The following is a 17136-nucleotide window of genomic DNA, read 5'->3' on the forward strand; positions in this document are numbered from 1 at the left end:
TCCGATCGGGACCACGACCAAGGTCACACGGCCAGGTGCCCCTTGGGTTTACGCGCATAGAACGCACTTTTGTCGGGTTCCCTCGTTCGGACGACACCGGAACCTGCCCTAGACTCGGTTCCGTGCCACGTGGTGACGGACGACTCAACCACGACCTGCTCCCCGGCGAGAAGGGCCCCCAGGACGCTTGCGGCGTCTTCGGTGTCTGGGCCCCCGGCGAAGAGGTCGCCAAACTCACCTATTTCGGGCTGTACGCCCTGCAGCACCGCGGACAGGAGTCCGCGGGCATCGCAGTGAGCAACGGCTCCCAAATCCTGGTCTTCAAGGACATGGGCCTGGTGTCCCAGGTCTTCGACGAGACCTCCCTCGGCTCCTTGCAGGGCCACATCGCGGTCGGGCATGCCCGTTACTCGACCACCGGCGCCTCGGTCTGGGAGAACGCCCAGCCCACCTTCCGCGCCACGGCCAACGGCTCCATCGCCCTCGGCCACAACGGGAACCTGGTCAACACCGTCGAGCTGGCCGAGATGGTCGCCGCGCTGCCCCAGGGCAACGGCCGGGCCACCAGGGTCGCCGCGACCAACGACACCGACCTGGTCACGGCGCTGCTCGCCGGGCAGGTGGACGAGGACGGCAAGCCGCTGTCCGTCGAGGACGCCGCCCGTCAGGTGCTGCCCGAGGTCAAGGGCGCCTTCAGCCTGGTCTTCATGGACGAGCACACGCTCTACGCCGCCCGTGACCCGCAGGGCATCCGCCCGCTGGTGCTGGGCCGCCTGGAGCGCGGCTGGGTCGTCGCGTCGGAGACCGCCGCGCTGGACATCGTGGGCGCGAGCTTCATCCGCGAGATCGAGCCCGGCGAGTTGATCGCCGTCGACGAGAACGGGCTGCGCGCCTCCCGCTTCGCCGACGCCCGCCCCAAGGGCTGCGTCTTCGAGTACGTGTACCTCGCCCGCCCCGACACCGACATCGCGGGCCGCAACGTCTACCTCTCCCGGGTCGAGATGGGCCGCCGGCTGGCCAAGGAGGCCCCGGTCGACGCCGATCTGGTGATACCGACCCCGGAGTCCGGCACGCCGGCCGCGGTCGGCTACGCCGAGGCGAGCGGCATCCCGTACGGCTCGGGCCTGGTGAAGAACTCGTACGTGGGCCGGACCTTCATCCAGCCCTCGCAGACCATCCGGCAGCTGGGCATCCGCCTGAAGCTCAACCCGCTCAAGGAGGTCATCCGGGGCAAGCGCCTGGTGGTCGTGGACGACTCGATCGTCCGCGGCAACACCCAGCGCGCGCTGGTCCGGATGCTCCGCGAGGCCGGCGCCGCCGAGGTCCACATCCGGATCTCCTCACCGCCGATCAAGTGGCCGTGCTTCTTCGGCATCGACTTCGCCACCCGCGCCGAGCTGATCGCCAACGGCCTGTCGGTCGACGAGATCTGCAAGTCCCTGGACGCGGACTCGCTGTCGTACATCTCGCTCGACGCGATGGTCGAGGCGACCACGATCGCCAAGCCCAACCTCTGCCGGGCCTGCTTCGACGGCGAGTACCCGATGGAGCTGCCGGACCCCGAGCTGCTCGGCAAGCACCTTCTGGAGACCGAGCTGGCCGGCGGCCCCGACGCCGCCGACGCGCTCCGTCGCCCGTAAGCATTCGACGCAAGGACACAACACAGCCATGTCCGAGAACACCGGTGCCAGCTACGCCGCGGCGGGAGTCGACATCGAGGCGGGCGACCGCGCGGTCGAGCTGATGAAGGAATGGGTGGGCAAGGCCACCCGCCCGGAGGTCGTGGGCGGTCTCGGCGGCTTCGCCGGGCTCTTCGACGCCTCCGCGCTCAAGCGTTACGAGCGGCCCCTGCTGGCCTCCGCCACCGACGGCGTGGGCACCAAGGTCGACATCGCCCGCCGCATGGGCGTCTACGACACCATCGGCCACGACCTGGTCGGCATGGTCGTCGACGACCTGGTCGTGTGCGGCGCCGAGCCGCTCTTCATGACCGACTACATCTGCGTCGGCAAGGTCTTCCCGGACCGGGTCGCGGCCATCGTCAAGGGCATCGCCGAGGGCTGCGTGCTCGCCGGCTGCGCCCTGGTCGGCGGGGAGACGGCCGAGCACCCGGGCCTGCTGGGCGAGGACGAGTTCGACGTCGCCGGGGCCGGTACGGGCGTGGTCGAGGCCGACATGCTGCTGGGCGCGGATCGCATCCGTAAGGGTGACGTCGTGATCGCCATGGCGTCCTCCGGTCTTCACTCCAACGGGTACTCGCTCGTCCGGCACGTGCTGTTCGAGCGGGCCGGCTGGGCGCTGGACCGGGAGGTCCCGGAGTTCGGCCGGACCCTCGGCGAGGAGCTGCTGGAGCCGACCCGGATCTACTCGCTGGACTGCCTGGCGCTGACCCGTACCACCGAGGTGCACGGCTTCTCGCACGTCACCGGCGGCGGTCTGGCCAGCAACCTGGCCCGGGTCGTCCCGGACCACCTGCACGTCACGGTGGACCGCTCGACGTGGACGCCGGGCGCGGTGTTCGGCACGGTCGGCGAGCTCGGCGGCGTGGAGCGGCTGGAGCTGGAGAAGACCTTGAACATGGGCGTCGGCATGGTCGCCGTGGTGCCCGAGGGCTCCGTGGACGCGGCGCTGACCACGCTGGCCGACAGGGGCCTGGACGCCTGGGTGGCCGGCGAGGTCGTGGAGCGCGGCGAGCACGCCGAGGCCGTCGAGCTCACCGGGGACTACGCGGGCTGACCGGCCGTGGGGCAGCACGAAGCCCGGTCCGGGCGGCGCCCGGACCGGGTCAGTGGTCAAGCTGGAACGGAATGTGTTGCGTCAAGCGCGACGGCGTTGTGAGGAGGACTGGGACTCGTCGTCCTCGTCGTCGTCCTCGTCGTCGCCGTAGAGATCCGCGTACCGTGCGTACGGGTCGTCTTCCAGCTCGTCGTCATCGTCGTCTTCCTGTACCTCCGGATTGACCGGCAGTGTCGACGATGCGCCCAGCTCTTCGGCCAGACGTGAAAGGTCCGTTCCGCCGCTGTTGTACTTCAGCTGGCGGGCGACCTTCGTCTGCTTGGCCTTGGCCCGGCCGCGCCCCATTGGCTCGACCCCCTCAACGGTGGGGCTCGACGGCCCCGAGTCTTGACACGCGTTCACGATGTGGAACGGGCCCTCACATGAGAGTCCCGGTCCGTAGGACTTCAACGGTACCTGCTTCCGAGGCCGCACGGTACGTCGCCCGCACGACGCGCGTCGGAGCAGGGGCCCGCGATGGCCCCGTCCTGGCTGGTCAATCGCGATTTTACCTTCTTCCGCCGCGGTCTGGCTGCCGGGGCGTGGTAACGGTCGGATGTCCAGCCTGCGGTCCTCGTCACGGAGGCCCGCCGGGAGCCGCCCCGACTCGCGAGGACGCGCGGCCACCGTACGTCGGCGGCACCCCGCGGGTGTCCGCTTTGTGATGGACGACACGCCCCCGTCCACACGCGGACGGGGGCGTGCCGGAGGGGCCGCGGCCCTGCCGCGGCCCCACGGGTCACGGGCGCAGCCAGCTCTCCGCCGGGGTGCGCTCGGCCATGCGCTGCTCGGCCAGGCGGTCGGCGGCGGCGGCCGGCGGGATGCCGTCGGCGGCGGCGCGCTCGAAGATCGCGAGCGTGGTGTCGAAGATCTTCGTCGCCTTGGCGCGGGCCCGCTCGAAGTCGAAACCGTGCAGCTCGTCCGCGACCTGGATCACCCCGCCCGCGTTCACGACGTAGTCGGGCGCGTAGAGGATCCCGCGGTCGGCCAGGTCCTTCTCGACGCCGGGGTGGGCGAGTTGGTTGTTGGCCGCGCCGCAGACGATCGAGGCGGTGAGGGCCGGCACCGAGTCGTCGTCGAGGGCGCCGCCGAGCGCGCAGGGCGCGTACACGTCCAGCGGCGTCCGGACCAGGACGTCAGCGTCGGAGACGGCGGTTACCTGCGGGTGACGGGAGATGATCCGGTCGACGGCCTCGCCGCGAACATCGGTGATCACGACCTCGGCGCCGTCCTTGAGCAGGTGCTCCACCAGATGGTGGCCGACCTTGCCGACACCGGCCACGCCGACCCTGCGGCCGCGCAGCGTGGGGTCGCCCCACTTGGCCTGGGCGGAGGCGCGCATGCCCTGGAAGACGCCCCAGGCGGTCAGGACGGAGGAGTCGCCGGCGCCGCCGTTCTCGGGCGAACGGCCGGTGGTCCACTGCGGGGCGGTGCGGGAGACCACGTCCATGTCGGCCACGTAGGTGCCGACGTCGCAGGCCGTGACGTAGCGGCCGCCGAGCGAGGCCACGAAGCGGCCGTAGGCCAGCAGCAGCTCCTCGGACTTGTCCATGTCCGGGTCGCCGATGATGACGGCCTTGCCGCCGCCGAGGTCGAGGCCGGCGAGCGCGTTCTTGTACGACATGCCGCGGGCGAGGTTGAGCGCGTCCTCGACCGCCGCTTCGTCGGAGGAGTACGCGTGGAAGCGGGTGCCGCCGAGGGCCGGGCCCAGGGCGGTGGAGTGGATCGCGATGACGGCCTTGAGGCCGCTGGCGCGGTCCTGGCACAAGACGACCTGCTCGTGACCGCCCTGCTCCGATCGGAACAGCGTGGTGACGATGCCGGGTGTCTGACGTACGTCGGTCACTGTGGTGACTCCCGAATGTCCAGAGGTCGCCCTCCGGGTGGGTGGGGGAGGGCCGGTTGGCAGAAGACTAGAACCACCCGGCCGTGAACATCTTCCCAGTGTCGTGGATCACTCCCCGTGCCGGAAGCGACGTGGGACGATGCCAGGGCGGAAGCCGTCACGAGGGAGCGGGTGTGGGCTTGTCATCGGTGCTGGTCCCGTACGCGGCGTATCTGCGGGTGTACGAGCCGCTGGCGGCCTTCCCGGAGCCCGATCGCGGCTACTGGTACCGATATGCCGCCCAGGGCGCTCAGCGGTCCGCACAGGACGAACTGCGGCAGTCGCTGGCCGGTCTGCTGTCCGTGCCGCCCGTCGCCGTCCCGGTCCGCGAGAGCGGGGACGCCTTCGTGGCCGTCGTGGACGGCGTGACCCACGTCTGTCCCTGGCGCACCCGGCTGCGCGGCTGGCTGGCCCTGTCCGAACTGGTCGAGGAGTTCCCCGCCCCCGTGGTGGACGCCGTGCTGCCGCCGGTCGTGCGCGAGCAGGCGGAGGCCGACTTCACGGCGTGGCGGGCGGAGAAGCCCGAGAACGCCGACGCCCGTCCCTGGATCCGCGGGGCTACGTGGCACGTCCCGGTGCGCTGGTTCGTGCTGTTCGACGATTCCGAGCGTGAGTACGAACCCGCGGGCGCGGGCGAGTCCAAGCAGCCGGTGATGCGTTACCGGACCCCCATGGTGCAGGCCCGCCGGCGGACGGCCCGGGCGCTGCGGGTGCTCAAGGATTCACTCGAAGAGGGACCCCTGATCGACGGCCTGGTAGATGTAGGGCGTTGGCTCGAGGAGTTCCACCCGCGCTCCTTGGTTGAACTCGACTACGGCGGGCTCGTCCACGCCATCGCCCCGGACTCCCTCGCGGGGGACCGGTCCGCCGCCGACGTGGCGGAGGCGCTGGCCGCGCTGAGGGACGGGGACGGCACCCGGGCCGGCGAGGCGTACGAGCGGCTCAGCGACCGTTGGCGGGCCGTCAGGGAGCTGCTGTACGCGAGTTGAGGGTCCGTCGGGAACCGGTCGTGGGGGGAGGGACTTTGGTCCTGAGTCCGGCCGACCGGTACCTTTGGCCTAAGCGTGACCTAAAGCACGTTTAGGGGTCTTGCCCTCATCCCCACCCCCCATGACAATATGGGACATCGGGTCCGGAAGGACCTCTTTCCACTCGCTCTGGGTGGAATGTCCGGGATTGCATCCCCTTGAGGTGGGGCTGTGGCTCGTGGGTTGGCTGTGACTGATCGTCACTCAAGCGTGACTGTCCGTTATGGCCCGGTCCATCGGCTTCCGTCGAGCTTAGACACCTCAGAGGGCAAATCCATCGGTTTGGCCGACACGGCTGGACAGATGGTGTAGTTGTAGTGCCAAGGACAAGCCGTTCGTCCTATTACCGACTCGGCCCGCGTCCGCTATTTCGGGCAACGCGGGTCAAGGTGCAGAATTTAGAGGAAAGAACCGTGTTGGTTCGGTTCTCTCGAGGAGGCCGCTCATGACCGCTCGCACCCCTGATGCCGAGCCGCTGCTGACCCCCGCTGAGGTTGCCACGATGTTCCGCGTGGACCCGAAGACGGTCACGCGCTGGGCCAAGGCTGGCAAGCTCACGTCCATCCGCACGCTCGGCGGGCACCGCCGCTACCGCGAGGCGGAGGTCCGTGCACTGCTCGCGGGCATTCCGCAGCAGCGCAGCGAGGCCTGACCTGAACAAACGGGCGTCCACGTGGGGCCCCCAACCCGCCGCAACGCCCGCTCCGAAGGGTCCCTGCCCCCATCAGGGACACCCGTAGGAACGTTGATCGCACCGGAGTCCGCCGGCTCCGGTGCGATCTTTTTTGTGCGTGTGATGTGTCCGTCTTGTGAGGACTGGGCCCTCTGTCATGAGTGCAATTGCACATATTAAATTGACGGTCCCACAGGAGCCCCCAAGTTCCCTCAGAGCCGGAACTCTTCACGTGACTCCCGTCACATGCCGGAGTCTTGTTCCCCTCCGGACTCGTGCGGTAGTGGGACGGCGGTGCGCCGCAGTGCCAGCCGCATCAGCCGGTGGCACACCGGGCAGTGCCGGGTCAGGTGCCGCCGTCCGCCCCCCGCCGCGGCCGCCAGGTGCGCGCGCAGCAGCGCCCGCGTCACGTCCCGGGGCGGCGGGCCCGGTTCCCTCGGCGTCGCGCTCATGTGCCAGGCGTACCACGCGGGAACGGCCGGAACCAGGGGACCCACACCCTCCGCAACCGCGTCCCGGCCACGCCGTCCGCCCCGCGCACAGCAAGAAGGCCCGCGTCCTTCGCTGGACGCGGGCCTTGCTTTCACTGCGGTCCTGACGGGATTTGAACCCGCGGCCTCCACCTTGACAGGGTGGCGAGCACTCCAAACTGCTCCACAGGACCAGGTTTCGCGGCCGTCGTTCCCTGGCCGCGAGGAAGACTGTACAGCAGGTCAGAGGGTGATTGCGAACCCGATCAGCCCCAGGCTTCGTCGAGGGCCTTGAAGATGCGTTTGTCCGAGACGGGGAACGCCGTCCCGAGGGCGTGCGCGAAGTAGCTGACCCGCAGTTCCTCGATCATCCACCGGATGTCGCGCACCCGTTCGGGGACCGGGCGCCCGGCCGGCTGGGCGGCCAGCAGCTCGGCGTACTCGGTCTGGATCTCGCGGACCTTCTCCATGCGCGTGGTGTCGCGCTGGACGCCCGTGGGCATCTGCTGCAGCCGCCGGTCGACGGCCACCAGGTAGCGGAGCAGGTCCGGCAGCCGGCGCACCCCCGTGGCGGTCACGAAACCGGGCCCCACGAGGGCTCCCAGTTGTTCCTTGACGTCCGCGAGGTTGGCCACCAGGGCGAGGCTCTGGGCGGCCTTCAGACGGCGCTCACAGGCCTGCCAGGCGGCCAGCACCTGGCGCACCTGGGCGACCGTCCTGACGGTCAGCTCGACGAGGTCGGCGCGCACCGAGTCGTACAGCTTCCGGAAGGACTCCTCGTCCCAGGCCGGGCCGCCGTGCTCGGCCATGAGCCGGTCGGCGGCCGCGGTGACGCAGTCGTCGAACAGGGCGGTCACCGAGCCGTGCGGGCTGCGCGACAGCGCGAGCTTGTCCTGGTTGGACAGCCGGTCCGCGGCGAACTTCGCAGGGTTCGTGGGCACGTTCAGCAGGATCAGCCGGCGGGTGCCGCGCCACATCGCCGCGGCCTGCTCGGCCTCGGTGTCGAAGAGCTGCACGCCCACGCTCTCGCCCTCGTCGACCAGCGCCGGGTACGCCTTGACCGGCTGCCCGGACCGCCGCGTCTCGAAGGTGCGCGGCAGGGCGCCCACCGTCCACTGCTTCAGGCCCGTGCGCCGCTCGATGCCGATGGAGCCCGCGGCGTCGAAGGCCTTGCTGATCGCGGCCTTGGTCTTCGGCCGCAACTGCAGCTTGAGCGCCTCGAGGTCCTTGTCCTCGGCCAGCTTGCGGCGGCGCTCGTCGGTCACCCGGAAGGTGATCTTCAGATGGTCCGGGACCTTGGCGAGGTCGAAGTCCTCGGCGGTGACGGGCACGCCCACCATCCGCTGCAGCTCCCGCGCGAGGGTCTCCGGGAGGGGGTCCTGCACGGGGACGACGCGGTCCAGGAAGGCCTTCGCGTAGTTCGGCGCCGGCACGTAGTGGCGGCGGATCGCCTTGGGCAGCGAGCGGATCAGCTCGGTGACGACCTCCTCGCGCAGGCCCGGGATCTGCCAGTCGAAGCCGTCCGGGGTGACCTGGTTGAGCACCTGCAGCGGGACGTGGACGGTCACGCCGTCCGCGTCCGCGCCCGGCTCGAACTGGTACGTCACACGGAACTTGAGCTTCCCCTGGCGCCAGGAGTCGGGGTAGTCGTCCTTGGTGACGGCCTCGGCGTTCTCGTTGATCAGCATGGAGTGCTCGAAGTTGAGCAGCTCCGGCTCCTCGCGGCGGCTGTGCTTCCACCACGAGTCGAAGTGCGCGCCCGACACCACGTGTTCGGGCACCAGGCGGTCGTAGAAGTCGAAGAGCGTCTCGTCGTCGACGAGGATGTCGCGGCGCCGCGCCCGGTGCTCCAGCTCCTCCACCTCGGCCAGCAGCTTGCGGTTGTCGTGGAAGAACTGGTGGTGGGTGCGCCAGTCGCCCTCGACGAGCGCGTTGCGGATGAACAGCTCGCGACTGGTCTCCGGGTCGATCTTCCCGTAGTTGACCTTGCGGTCGGCCACGATCGGCACGCCGTACAGCGTCACCTTCTCGAAGGCCATGACCGCGGCCTGGTCCTTCTCCCAGTGCGGTTCGCTGTAGGACCGTTTCACCAGGTGCTGGGCGAGCGGCTCGATCCACTCCGGCTCGATGCGGGCGTTGACCCGCGCCCACAGCCGCGAGGTCTCCACCAGTTCGGCCGACATGATCCACCGCGGCGGCTTCTTGAAGAGCGAGGAGCCGGGGAAGACCGCGAACTTGGCGCTGCGGGCGCCCAGGTACTCGTTCTTGCTGTCGGTGTCCTTCAGGCCGACGTGCGACAGCAGGCCCGCCAGCAGTGACTGGTGCACGTGCTGGAGGTTGACCTCGTGGTCGCCCTCGGCGAGGTGGATGCCCATCGTCTTGGCGACCGTGCGCAGCTGGCTGTAGATGTCCTGCCACTCGCGGATGCGCAGGTAGTTGAGGTACTCGGTGCGGCACATCCGGCGGAAGGCGGAGGAGGACAGCGCCTTCTGCTGCTCGCGCACGTACCGCCACAGGTTGAGCAGCGCCATGAAGTCGCTGGTCTCGTCGGCGAAGCGGCGGTGCTTCTCGTCGGCCTGCTGCTGCTTGTCCTGGGGGCGTTCGCGCGGGTCCTGGATCGACAGGGCGGCCGCGATCACCATGACCTCGCGGACCACGCCGTTGCGCTCCGCCTCCAGCACCATGCGGGCCAGCCGCGGGTCCACCGGCAGCTGGGAGAGCTTGCGGCCGGTCTGCGTGAGCTTCTGCCCGTCGAGCGCGCCGAGCTCCTGCAGCAACTGGACGCCGTCCTTGATGTTCCGGGCGTCCGGCGGGTCGATGAAGGGGAAGCGGGCGATGTCGCCGAGGCCCGCCGCGGTCATCTGCAGGATGACGGAGGCCAGGTTGGTGCGGAGGATCTCGGCGTCGGTGAACTCCGGGCGGGACAGGAAGTCGTCCTCGGAGTACAGCCGGACGCAGATGCCGTCCGCGAGGCGGCCGCAGCGGCCCTTGCGCTGGTTGGCGCTGGCCTGGCTGATCGGCTCGATGGGCAGCCGCTGCACCTTGGTGCGGTGGCTGTAGCGGGAGATGCGGGCGACGCCCGTGTCGATCACGTACCGGATGCCGGGGACGGTGAGCGAGGTCTCCGCGACGTTGGTGGCCAGCACGATGCGGCGGCCCGTGCCGCGTTGGAACACCTTGTGCTGCTCCGCGGAGGACAGCCGCGCGTACAGCGGCAGGACCTCGGTGAAGCGCAGCTGCCTCTTGTTCAGGGCGTCGGCGGTGTCGCGGATCTCCCGCTCGCCGGAGAGGAAGACCAGGATGTCGCCCGGACCCTCGGCCTGGAGCTCGTCGACCGCGTCGCAGATCGCGGTGATCTGGTCGCGGTCGGCCTCGTCGGCTTCGCCGCCCCCTTCGGCCAGCAGCGGCCGGTAGCGCACCTCGACCGGATACGTACGCCCGCTGACCTCGACGATCGGCGCGTCGCCGAAGTGCCGGGAGAAGCGCTCGGGGTCGATCGTCGCGGAGGTGATCACGACCTTGAGGTCGGGCCGGCGGGGCAGCAGCTGGGCGAGGTAGCCCAGGATGAAGTCGATGTTGAGGCTGCGCTCGTGGGCCTCGTCGATGATGATCGTGTCGTACTGGAGGAGATCCCGGTCCGTCTGGATCTCGGCCAGCATGATGCCGTCCGTCATCAGCTTGACCAGCGTGCCGTCGCCGACCTGGTCGGTGAACCGGACCTTCCAGCCGACCGCTCCGCCCAGCGGGGTGCGCAGCTCCTCCGCCACACGCTCGGCGACCGTGCGGGCGGCGATGCGGCGGGGCTGGGTGTGACCGATCAGGCCGCGGACGCCGCGGCCCAGCTCCAGGCAGATCTTGGGGATCTGCGTCGTCTTGCCGGAGCCGGTCTCGCCCGCCACGATCACGACCTGGTGGTCGCGGATCGCCTCGAGGATGTCGTCCTTCTTCTGGCTGACCGGCAGCTGCTCGGGGTAGCTGATCGCGGGTATGGCCGTGCGCCGCGCGTCGGCCTTCAGCGCGGCCTTGTCGATCTCCGCCCCGATCTCGGTCAGCACGGCCGAGCGGGCCTCGGGCTTGCGGATGCGGCGTGCGCCTTCCAGGCGACGGCCGAGGCGTTGCGCGTCGCGCAGGGTGAGCTCGGCCAGCCGTGTGCCGAGCTCGCCGAATGCGGGGGAGGGGGGCTGCGTAGACATACGCGTTCCAGCATCGCATCCGCCGCGCCCCCCGGGCGAACGCATTACCCCGGCGATCCCCGCCCCGGAGGACCGCTCCGGAGGACCGGGCCGGCGGCCCGGTGGGCGTCGGCGGTGCGGGTGGTGCTCGCGACGACACCGGCACGGCCGGCGTGACTCCCCGTTGCGGCGTGACTCCCCGTTGCGTGGCGTCGGTTGCGGGGCCCGCCGGGAGGGCCGGCCGCCGGGAACACGAAACCCCCGCCGAGGATCTCGACGGGGGTTGCTGGTGGCTGGGGCCGGGGTCGAACCGGCGACCTATCGCTTTTCAGGCGATCGCTCGTACCAACTGAGCTACCCAGCCAGCGCGGTCCTGACGGGATTTGAACCCGCGGCCTCCACCTTGACAGGGTGGCGAGCACTCCAAACTGCTCCACAGGACCTTGCTTTGCGCTCTGCGCGAGAGACAGTCTCCCACACGTTTGTGCGTGCTCCCAACGGGATTCCGCCGCGCTCTGCGAGGAATGGATCGCCGGTGGACGTCCCCCGGTCGGTGATTCTCGGTGACCGGTCGGACACGCACTGGCGGGCCGATCTCGCTGGACCAGCGTATCAGACCCCGGGCGGTGCCACGCACACGTGACCTGCGGGCCTGCGAGGGGGAAGCACCGGTTCCGGCCCGGAAAACACGGAAGGCAGCGCCGCCGGTGAACCGGCCGCACTGCCAACGCGCATGGTCTGCGGGACGACGCAGACGACGTATGTGCCCCCAACGGGATTCGAACCCGTGCTACCGCCTTGAAAGGGCGGCGTCCTGGGCCACTAGACGATGAGGGCGGGGTGGCCCGCCGGGCGAATCTTCGGCCGTCGGGACGCGTCAGCAGGATATGGGATGCGAGGGGGGATCGCCAAAACGGTTTACGGGCCGGTTCACGGGCTGCTCGTCGCCGTGGCGGAGGGCGTCCCGGAGGAGGAGGGGGAGGAGGAGGGGGACGGGGCGCGGCCCGGCTCCACCTCCTCCGGGAGGTGGCGGGAGACCTCGGCGGTGGACAGCCCGAGCCCGCCGAGGGTGATCTCGTCCCAGGCCTGGAGGGCGTGGGTGTCCCGGTCCAGGTAGAGCACGGAGGCCTCCACCTTCTGGGGGGTGTCGCCCTCGACGGCGCGCAGTCCGCCGCCGCCGGTCGTGCCCTGCACCATCAGCCGGCTGCCGTGTTCGAGGACGTCGACGTCGCGGGTGTGGGTGTGCCCGGAGAGGATCAGCGGGACGGTGCCGTCCGTCTGGGCGGCGGCGATCGGATTGTGGGCGACGGCGATGTCGACCTTGGCGCCCGTGGCGTTCTGCCGCCGGATGGCGTCGGCCAGTTCCTGCCCGGCCACCCGTTCCGACGGGTCGCCGGCCGCCTCGACCGAGCGGTCCGGGGTGAACTGCGGGTCGCCGATGCCGGCGATGCGCAGCCCCTTGACGACCACGGACCGGCCGTCGTCGACCACGTACGCGTTGGCGCGGCCCGCGACCGCGCGCTGGCTGTCCATGGAGTCGTGGTTGCCGCGGACGAAGACGTAGGGCGCGCCGAGGTCGGGGATGGCGGAGGTGAAGCCGTTCTCGGCGGTGGTGCCGTGGTCCATCAGGTCACCGGTGTCGACGATCACGTCGATCTTGTACTCGGCGACGACGGACTCGATGATCTGCCAGGCCGCCGGGTTGAGGTGGATGTCCGAGACGTGCAGCACGCGCAGCGTGGTCGGGTCCGGGTTGTACGCGGGCAGCGTGGACGTCGCGTCGTACAGCCGGGTCATGTTGGTCACCAGGCGGGCGAGTTCCTGCTGGTAGATGTCGAAGTCGCTGACGATGCTGCGCGCGTTGCCGACCACCGAGGGGGCACTGCTCAGCAGCCCGGAGAACCGGGGCTCCAGGACGCTGCGCGGGTTCCAGGTGCCGTACGCGGTGCCGGCGCAGGCCACCAGCACCGCGAGGGAGAGCCCGCCCGCGGCGAGGGCGCGGCGGGGCCTGCGGTAGACGGCCAGGCCGAGGGCGGTGGCCCCGGTCAGTGCGGCCACCGAGGACCGCAGCGCGAGCTCGGTCGTGCTGTGCTCGACGTCGGCGGCGACCTCGCTCTGCAGCCCGCTGATCCGCTCCGGGTGCCGTACGAGGGTCCGGGCCCGGTCGGGGTCGAGGGTGTCGACGTCCACGACCAGACGCAGCGGGCCGTCGTGGCTGTCCAGCTGGAGGGAGCCCAGCGGGGAGATGTTGACCTTGGTGTCCCCGGTCCAGGACGGGTGCAGCGACATCCGGGTGTTCATCGGGCCGACCGGTTCCTCGATGCTGCCGAGCACCACCAGGCCGAGCCAGCCGCCCACCAGCGTCACCGCGAGCAGCCCGAGCGCGCCCAGGTAGGGGCGGGCCGGGGGGACGGGGAGCGAGGGGGCGGACGGTTCGGCGGTGCGGCGGCGACGCCACAGGTCACGGATACGGGGCACACGAGAGCGAACACGGACCATTGCCGACGTATGCCCCCGGCGCTCGCGGGCCATGCGCCGCCGGACGGACGTCCCCCGCGCGCCCGCGGGGGGCCACCGGGGCTCAGCCCCAGCCGAGTTCGTGCAGGCGTTCGTCCTCGATGCCGAAGTGGTGCGCCACCTCGTGGACGACGGTCGTGGCGACCTCGTGCACGATCTCCTCCTTCGTGCTGCACATGCGCAGGGTCGGGCCGCGGTAGATCGTGATCCGGTCCGGCAGGACGCCCGCGTACCACTCCCCGCGCTCGGTCAGCGGCGTCCCCTCGTACAGGCCCAGCAGCTCCGGATCGGCGGGGTCGGGCTCGTCCTCGACGAACACCGCCACGTTGTCCATGACGCGGGTCAGCTCGGGCGGGATCCGGTCCAGCGCGTCGCTGACCAGTTCCTCGAACGCTTCGCGTGACATCTCCAGCACACCGCCATTGTCCGGGACGGACGGCCGTTCGGGCAGCGTCCGGCGCGGATTGCGGTACCGGGGCGCGCCAAGGGGGTGCCGGGTGGGAGCCGTTAGGTGACCCGCACGGGGGGCGGGCCGGTCGCCGCGGGGGCGCGCTCCCGCCCGCAGGGGCGTGTCCCCGAGGGCCGTGGGCCCGTTGGGCAGCGCGGAACCCGATCCCGCCACGCCCCCGCCGGACCCACCGGACCCACCGGTCCCGCCAGATCCACCAGAGGTGCCTCCGTGACCCCTGCCACCGCCCGCGCGCGTACGGCGGCCGTGCTGCTCCTGCCCGTGCTCGCCCTGGGCTCCGTGACCGGCTGCGTGAGCGTGGGCGGCGCGGGCGGCGACGCCCACCCGAAGGGCGCGTCCTCCGGTGTCGCCGGGGAGGCCGGCGGTGCCGGGGGGACCTGGGAGGACGGCGGGATGGTGATGCCCGGCGGCCCGGGTGGGGTGGAGGGGCGGCCCGGGGCCCTCGCGCCCGGTGCCGGCTCGCCCTCGGTGTCGGCGGAGGAGTCGGTGCCGGGGCCGACCCAGGGCCCGGACCGCTCCCACAGCGGGAAGCCGTCGGGGCGGCCCTCGTCCTCGGGGCGGCCCTCGCAGTCCGCGCCCCCGTCGGACCGGCCGTCGACGACGTCCTCGCCGGGAGACAGCTCGCCGCCGCCGTCCGGGGGCGGCGAGTCGCCCGAGCCGTCGCCGTCCAGCGCGCCCTCGGTGAACGGCGCCACATGAGGAACGGGAGGGGCCGAGAGGACCGAATTGGCCAAAGCGGTCTCGTATGCGTATGCTGGTAGATCGTTTGATCCCACTGCCCGGCGCCGAACCGAAGCGCGCCGCGTTGGCGCGTTCCTTTTCTCCTGTGGCTGACCGCATCGAGGCGGTTGTAAGCAACCTCCGGAGCTGGCGCGTGCCGAAATCTCCGAGAGGTTTTAGCTTCAGCATGTCTATTGACACTGCCGACCGTTCCGCCATGCCCATCGACACCGACGGCACCGACGAGGCCGTCACCGAGGAGCAGACCGCTCCCGAAACCCCCAGCGTGACCTTCGGCGACCTCGGCCTGCCCGAGGGGATCGTCCGCAAGCTGGCGCAGAACGGGGTCACCACCCCCTTCCCGATCCAGGCGGCGACGATCCCCGACGCCCTGGCCGGCAGCGACATCCTCGGCCGCGGCCGTACCGGCTCCGGCAAGACCCTCTCCTTCGGTCTGCCGCTGCTCACCTCCCTGTCGGAGGGCCGTACCGAGCGCAAGCGTCCGCGCGGTGTGATCCTCACTCCGACCCGTGAGCTGGCGATGCAGGTCGCGGACGCGCTGCAGCCGTACGGCGACGTGCTCGGCCTGAAGATGAAGGTCGTCTGCGGCGGCACCTCGATGCAGAACCAGATCTACGCCCTGGAGCGCGGCGTCGACATCCTCGTCGCCACCCCGGGCCGGCTGCGCGACCTGATCGAGCGCGGCGCCTGCGCGCTGGACCAGGTGCAGATCGCCGTCCTCGACGAGGCCGACCAGATGGCCGACATGGGCTTCCTGCCCGAGGTCACCGAGATCCTCGACCTGGTCCCGGCCGGCGGCCAGCGGCTGCTGTTCTCCGCCACGCTGGAGAACGAGATCGACACCCTGGTCAAGCGGTACCTGAAGGACCCGATCACGCACGAGGTCGACCCCTCGGCCGGCGCGGTCACCACGATGACCCACCACGTCCTGGTCGTGAAGCCCAAGGACAAGGCCCCGGTCACCGCCGCCATCGCCGCACGCAAGGGCCGCACCATCATCTTCGTCCGCACCCAGATGGGTGCCGACCGCGTCGCCGAGCAGCTGCGCGACGCGGGCGTCAAGGCCGACGCCCTGCACGGCGGCATGACCCAGGGCGCCCGCACCCGCACCCTGGCGGACTTCAAGGACGGTTACGTCAACGTCCTCGTCGCCACCGACGTCGCGGCCCGCGGCATCCACGTGGACGGCATCGACCTGGTCCTCAACGTGGACCCGGCCGGCGACCACAAGGACTACCTGCACCGCTCGGGCCGTACCGCCCGCGCCGGCCAGTCCGGCACGGTCGTCTCGCTCGCCCTGCCGCACCAGCGCAAGCAGATCTTCCGGCTGATGGAGGACGCGGGCGTCGACGCCTCGCGCCACGTCGTCGGCGGGGCCGGGGCGTTCGACGAGGACGTGGCCCAGATCACCGGCGCCCGGTCGCTGACCGAGGTGCAGGCGGACGCGGCGGGCAACGCCGCCCAGCAGGCCGAGCGTGAGGTCGCCGACCTCGTCAAGTCCCTGGAGCGCGCGCAGCGGCGGGCCGCCGAACTGCGCGAGGAGGCCGACCGCCTCACCGCCCGTGCCGCCCGTGAGCGCGGCGAGGACCCGGAGGCCGCCGTGGCCGCCGCCCAGGCCGAGGCCGCCGAGGCGGTCGCCGCGGCGGCGAGCGTCCCCGCCCCGGCCGCGGAGACGTCCGCGCCGGAGCAGCGCACGTTCCAGCGCCGTGACGACCGGGGCAACTACGAGCGCCGCCGCGACGACCGTCGTGACGACCGCCCGTCGTTCCGCGACCGGGACCGCGGTGACCGCGGTGACCGCGGGTACGAGCGCCGTGACGAGCGTCCGTCGTTCAACCGGGACCGCCGTGACGAGCGTCCGTCGTTCAACCGCGAGCGTCGTGACGAGCGTCCGTCGTTCAACCGGGACCGCCGTGACGACCGCCCGTCGTTCAACCGCGACCGTGACCGTGACCGCGGCTTCGAGCGTCGTGACGACCGCCCGGCGCGTTCCTACGACCGCCGCGACGACCGCCCGGCGCGCCCCCACGAGTCGCGTGACCGCCACTTCGGCGGCGACCGCCCCTTCAACCGGGACCGCCGCGACGACCGCCCGGCGTTCAACCGCGACCGTGACGCCAACGACCGCCGCCCGTACGGCCGTCGTGACGACCACCGCCCCACCGGTGGCTTCGACCGCCGCACGGACAAGCCGCGCTGGAAGCGCAACGGCTGACCCCAGGTGAACGGCAGGGGCCCGGCAGATGGACGTCCATCTGCCGGGCCCCTGCCGTTTCGGGGAAAGACCGAGGTCGGACGGCTGGTGCAGACCTTCTCTTCCTGTGGGCCTGCTGTTAGGCTCTGGCCCACTTGCGTGGGGGGTACAGCCGGGGGGCTCGAGAGTTGCGCAGCGCCGTTCGTGCGCGC

General features: G+C 71.1%; 12 protein-coding genes and 4 tRNA genes. 6 read left to right on the forward strand and 10 right to left on the reverse strand.

Annotated elements, in window-relative coordinates; genetic code table 11:
- Positions 1-122: 122 nt before the first annotated feature.
- Both purF and purM read left to right on the forward strand, forming a co-directional pair.
- The gene (gene purF / locus OG937_24045; protein WUD74546.1) at positions 123-1640 is read left to right on the forward strand and encodes an amidophosphoribosyltransferase; all 1518 of its coding nucleotides are present in this window, start codon (positions 123-125) and stop codon (positions 1638-1640) included.
- A 28-nt stretch (positions 1641-1668) separates the two neighbouring features.
- The gene (gene purM, locus OG937_24050) at positions 1669-2736 is read left to right on the forward strand and encodes a phosphoribosylformylglycinamidine cyclo-ligase (GenBank protein ID WUD74547.1); all 1068 of its coding nucleotides are present in this window, start codon (positions 1669-1671) and stop codon (positions 2734-2736) included.
- Positions 2737-2817: 81 nt separating this feature from the next.
- On the opposite strand, the gene OG937_24055 is transcribed toward purM, so the two are convergent.
- Both OG937_24055 and OG937_24060 read right to left on the reverse strand, forming a co-directional pair.
- Positions 2818-3186, reverse strand: coding sequence for a DUF3073 domain-containing protein (locus tag OG937_24055; GenBank protein WUD74548.1), 369 nt, complete (start codon positions 3184-3186; stop codon positions 2818-2820).
- Between the two features lie 328 nt (positions 3187-3514).
- Positions 3515-4621: an NAD(P)-binding domain-containing protein gene (locus OG937_24060; protein WUD74549.1), complete on the reverse strand. Its 1107-nt coding sequence runs from the start codon at positions 4619-4621 to the stop codon at positions 3515-3517.
- A gap of 173 nt (positions 4622-4794) precedes the next feature.
- Here OG937_24060 and OG937_24065 point away from each other — a divergent pair, with 173 nt between their 5' ends.
- Together OG937_24065 and bldC are read left to right on the forward strand one after the other, a co-directional pair.
- Positions 4795-5649: a hypothetical protein gene (locus OG937_24065; GenBank protein ID WUD74550.1), complete on the forward strand. Its 855-nt coding sequence runs from the start codon at positions 4795-4797 to the stop codon at positions 5647-5649.
- 484 nt (positions 5650-6133) lie between these two features.
- On the forward strand, positions 6134-6340 hold the full coding sequence (gene bldC / locus OG937_24070; GenBank protein ID WUD74551.1) for a developmental transcriptional regulator BldC: 207 nt from the start codon (positions 6134-6136) through the stop codon (positions 6338-6340).
- A gap of 263 nt (positions 6341-6603) precedes the next feature.
- On the opposite strand, the gene OG937_24075 is transcribed toward bldC, so the two are convergent.
- The 8 genes from OG937_24075 to OG937_24110 form a co-directional block, all read right to left on the reverse strand.
- Entirely contained in the window at positions 6604-6813 is a 210-nt protein-coding gene (locus OG937_24075; protein WUD74552.1) for a DUF6274 family protein, read from the reverse strand.
- Positions 6814-6950: 137 nt separating this feature from the next.
- Positions 6951-7025: transfer RNA gene (locus tag OG937_24080), tRNA-Asp, on the reverse strand.
- A 72-nt stretch (positions 7026-7097) separates the two neighbouring features.
- Positions 7098-11024, reverse strand: a complete 3927-nt coding sequence (gene hrpA, locus OG937_24085; GenBank protein WUD74553.1) for an ATP-dependent RNA helicase HrpA — start codon at positions 11022-11024, stop codon at positions 7098-7100.
- A 266-nt stretch (positions 11025-11290) separates the two neighbouring features.
- Positions 11291-11367 (reverse strand) — tRNA-Phe (locus tag OG937_24090).
- 4 nt (positions 11368-11371) lie between these two features.
- A tRNA-Asp gene (locus OG937_24095) sits at positions 11372-11446 on the reverse strand.
- Between the two features lie 321 nt (positions 11447-11767).
- Positions 11768-11840: transfer RNA gene (locus OG937_24100), tRNA-Glu, on the reverse strand.
- Between the two features lie 93 nt (positions 11841-11933).
- Positions 11934-13502 (reverse strand): metallophosphoesterase, encoded by a 1569-nt coding sequence (locus tag OG937_24105; protein ID WUD74554.1) that lies wholly within the window; start codon positions 13500-13502, stop codon positions 11934-11936.
- An 82-nt stretch (positions 13503-13584) separates the two neighbouring features.
- The gene (locus OG937_24110) at positions 13585-13935 is read right to left on the reverse strand and encodes a metallopeptidase family protein (GenBank protein WUD74555.1); all 351 of its coding nucleotides are present in this window, start codon (positions 13933-13935) and stop codon (positions 13585-13587) included.
- A gap of 264 nt (positions 13936-14199) precedes the next feature.
- On the opposite strand from OG937_24110, the gene OG937_24115 reads away from it, so the two are divergent.
- Positions 14200-14688 (forward strand): hypothetical protein, encoded by a 489-nt coding sequence (locus tag OG937_24115; GenBank protein ID WUD74556.1) that lies wholly within the window; start codon positions 14200-14202, stop codon positions 14686-14688.
- A 208-nt stretch (positions 14689-14896) separates the two neighbouring features.
- Complete coding sequence (locus OG937_24120) at positions 14897-16945, forward strand: DEAD/DEAH box helicase (protein ID WUD74557.1); 2049 nt, start codon at positions 14897-14899, stop codon at positions 16943-16945.
- Positions 16946-17136: the final 191 nt, after the last annotated feature.

The organism is Streptomyces sp. NBC_00510 (assembly GCA_036013505.1).
Lineage (GTDB): Bacteria > Actinomycetota > Actinomycetes > Streptomycetales > Streptomycetaceae > Actinacidiphila.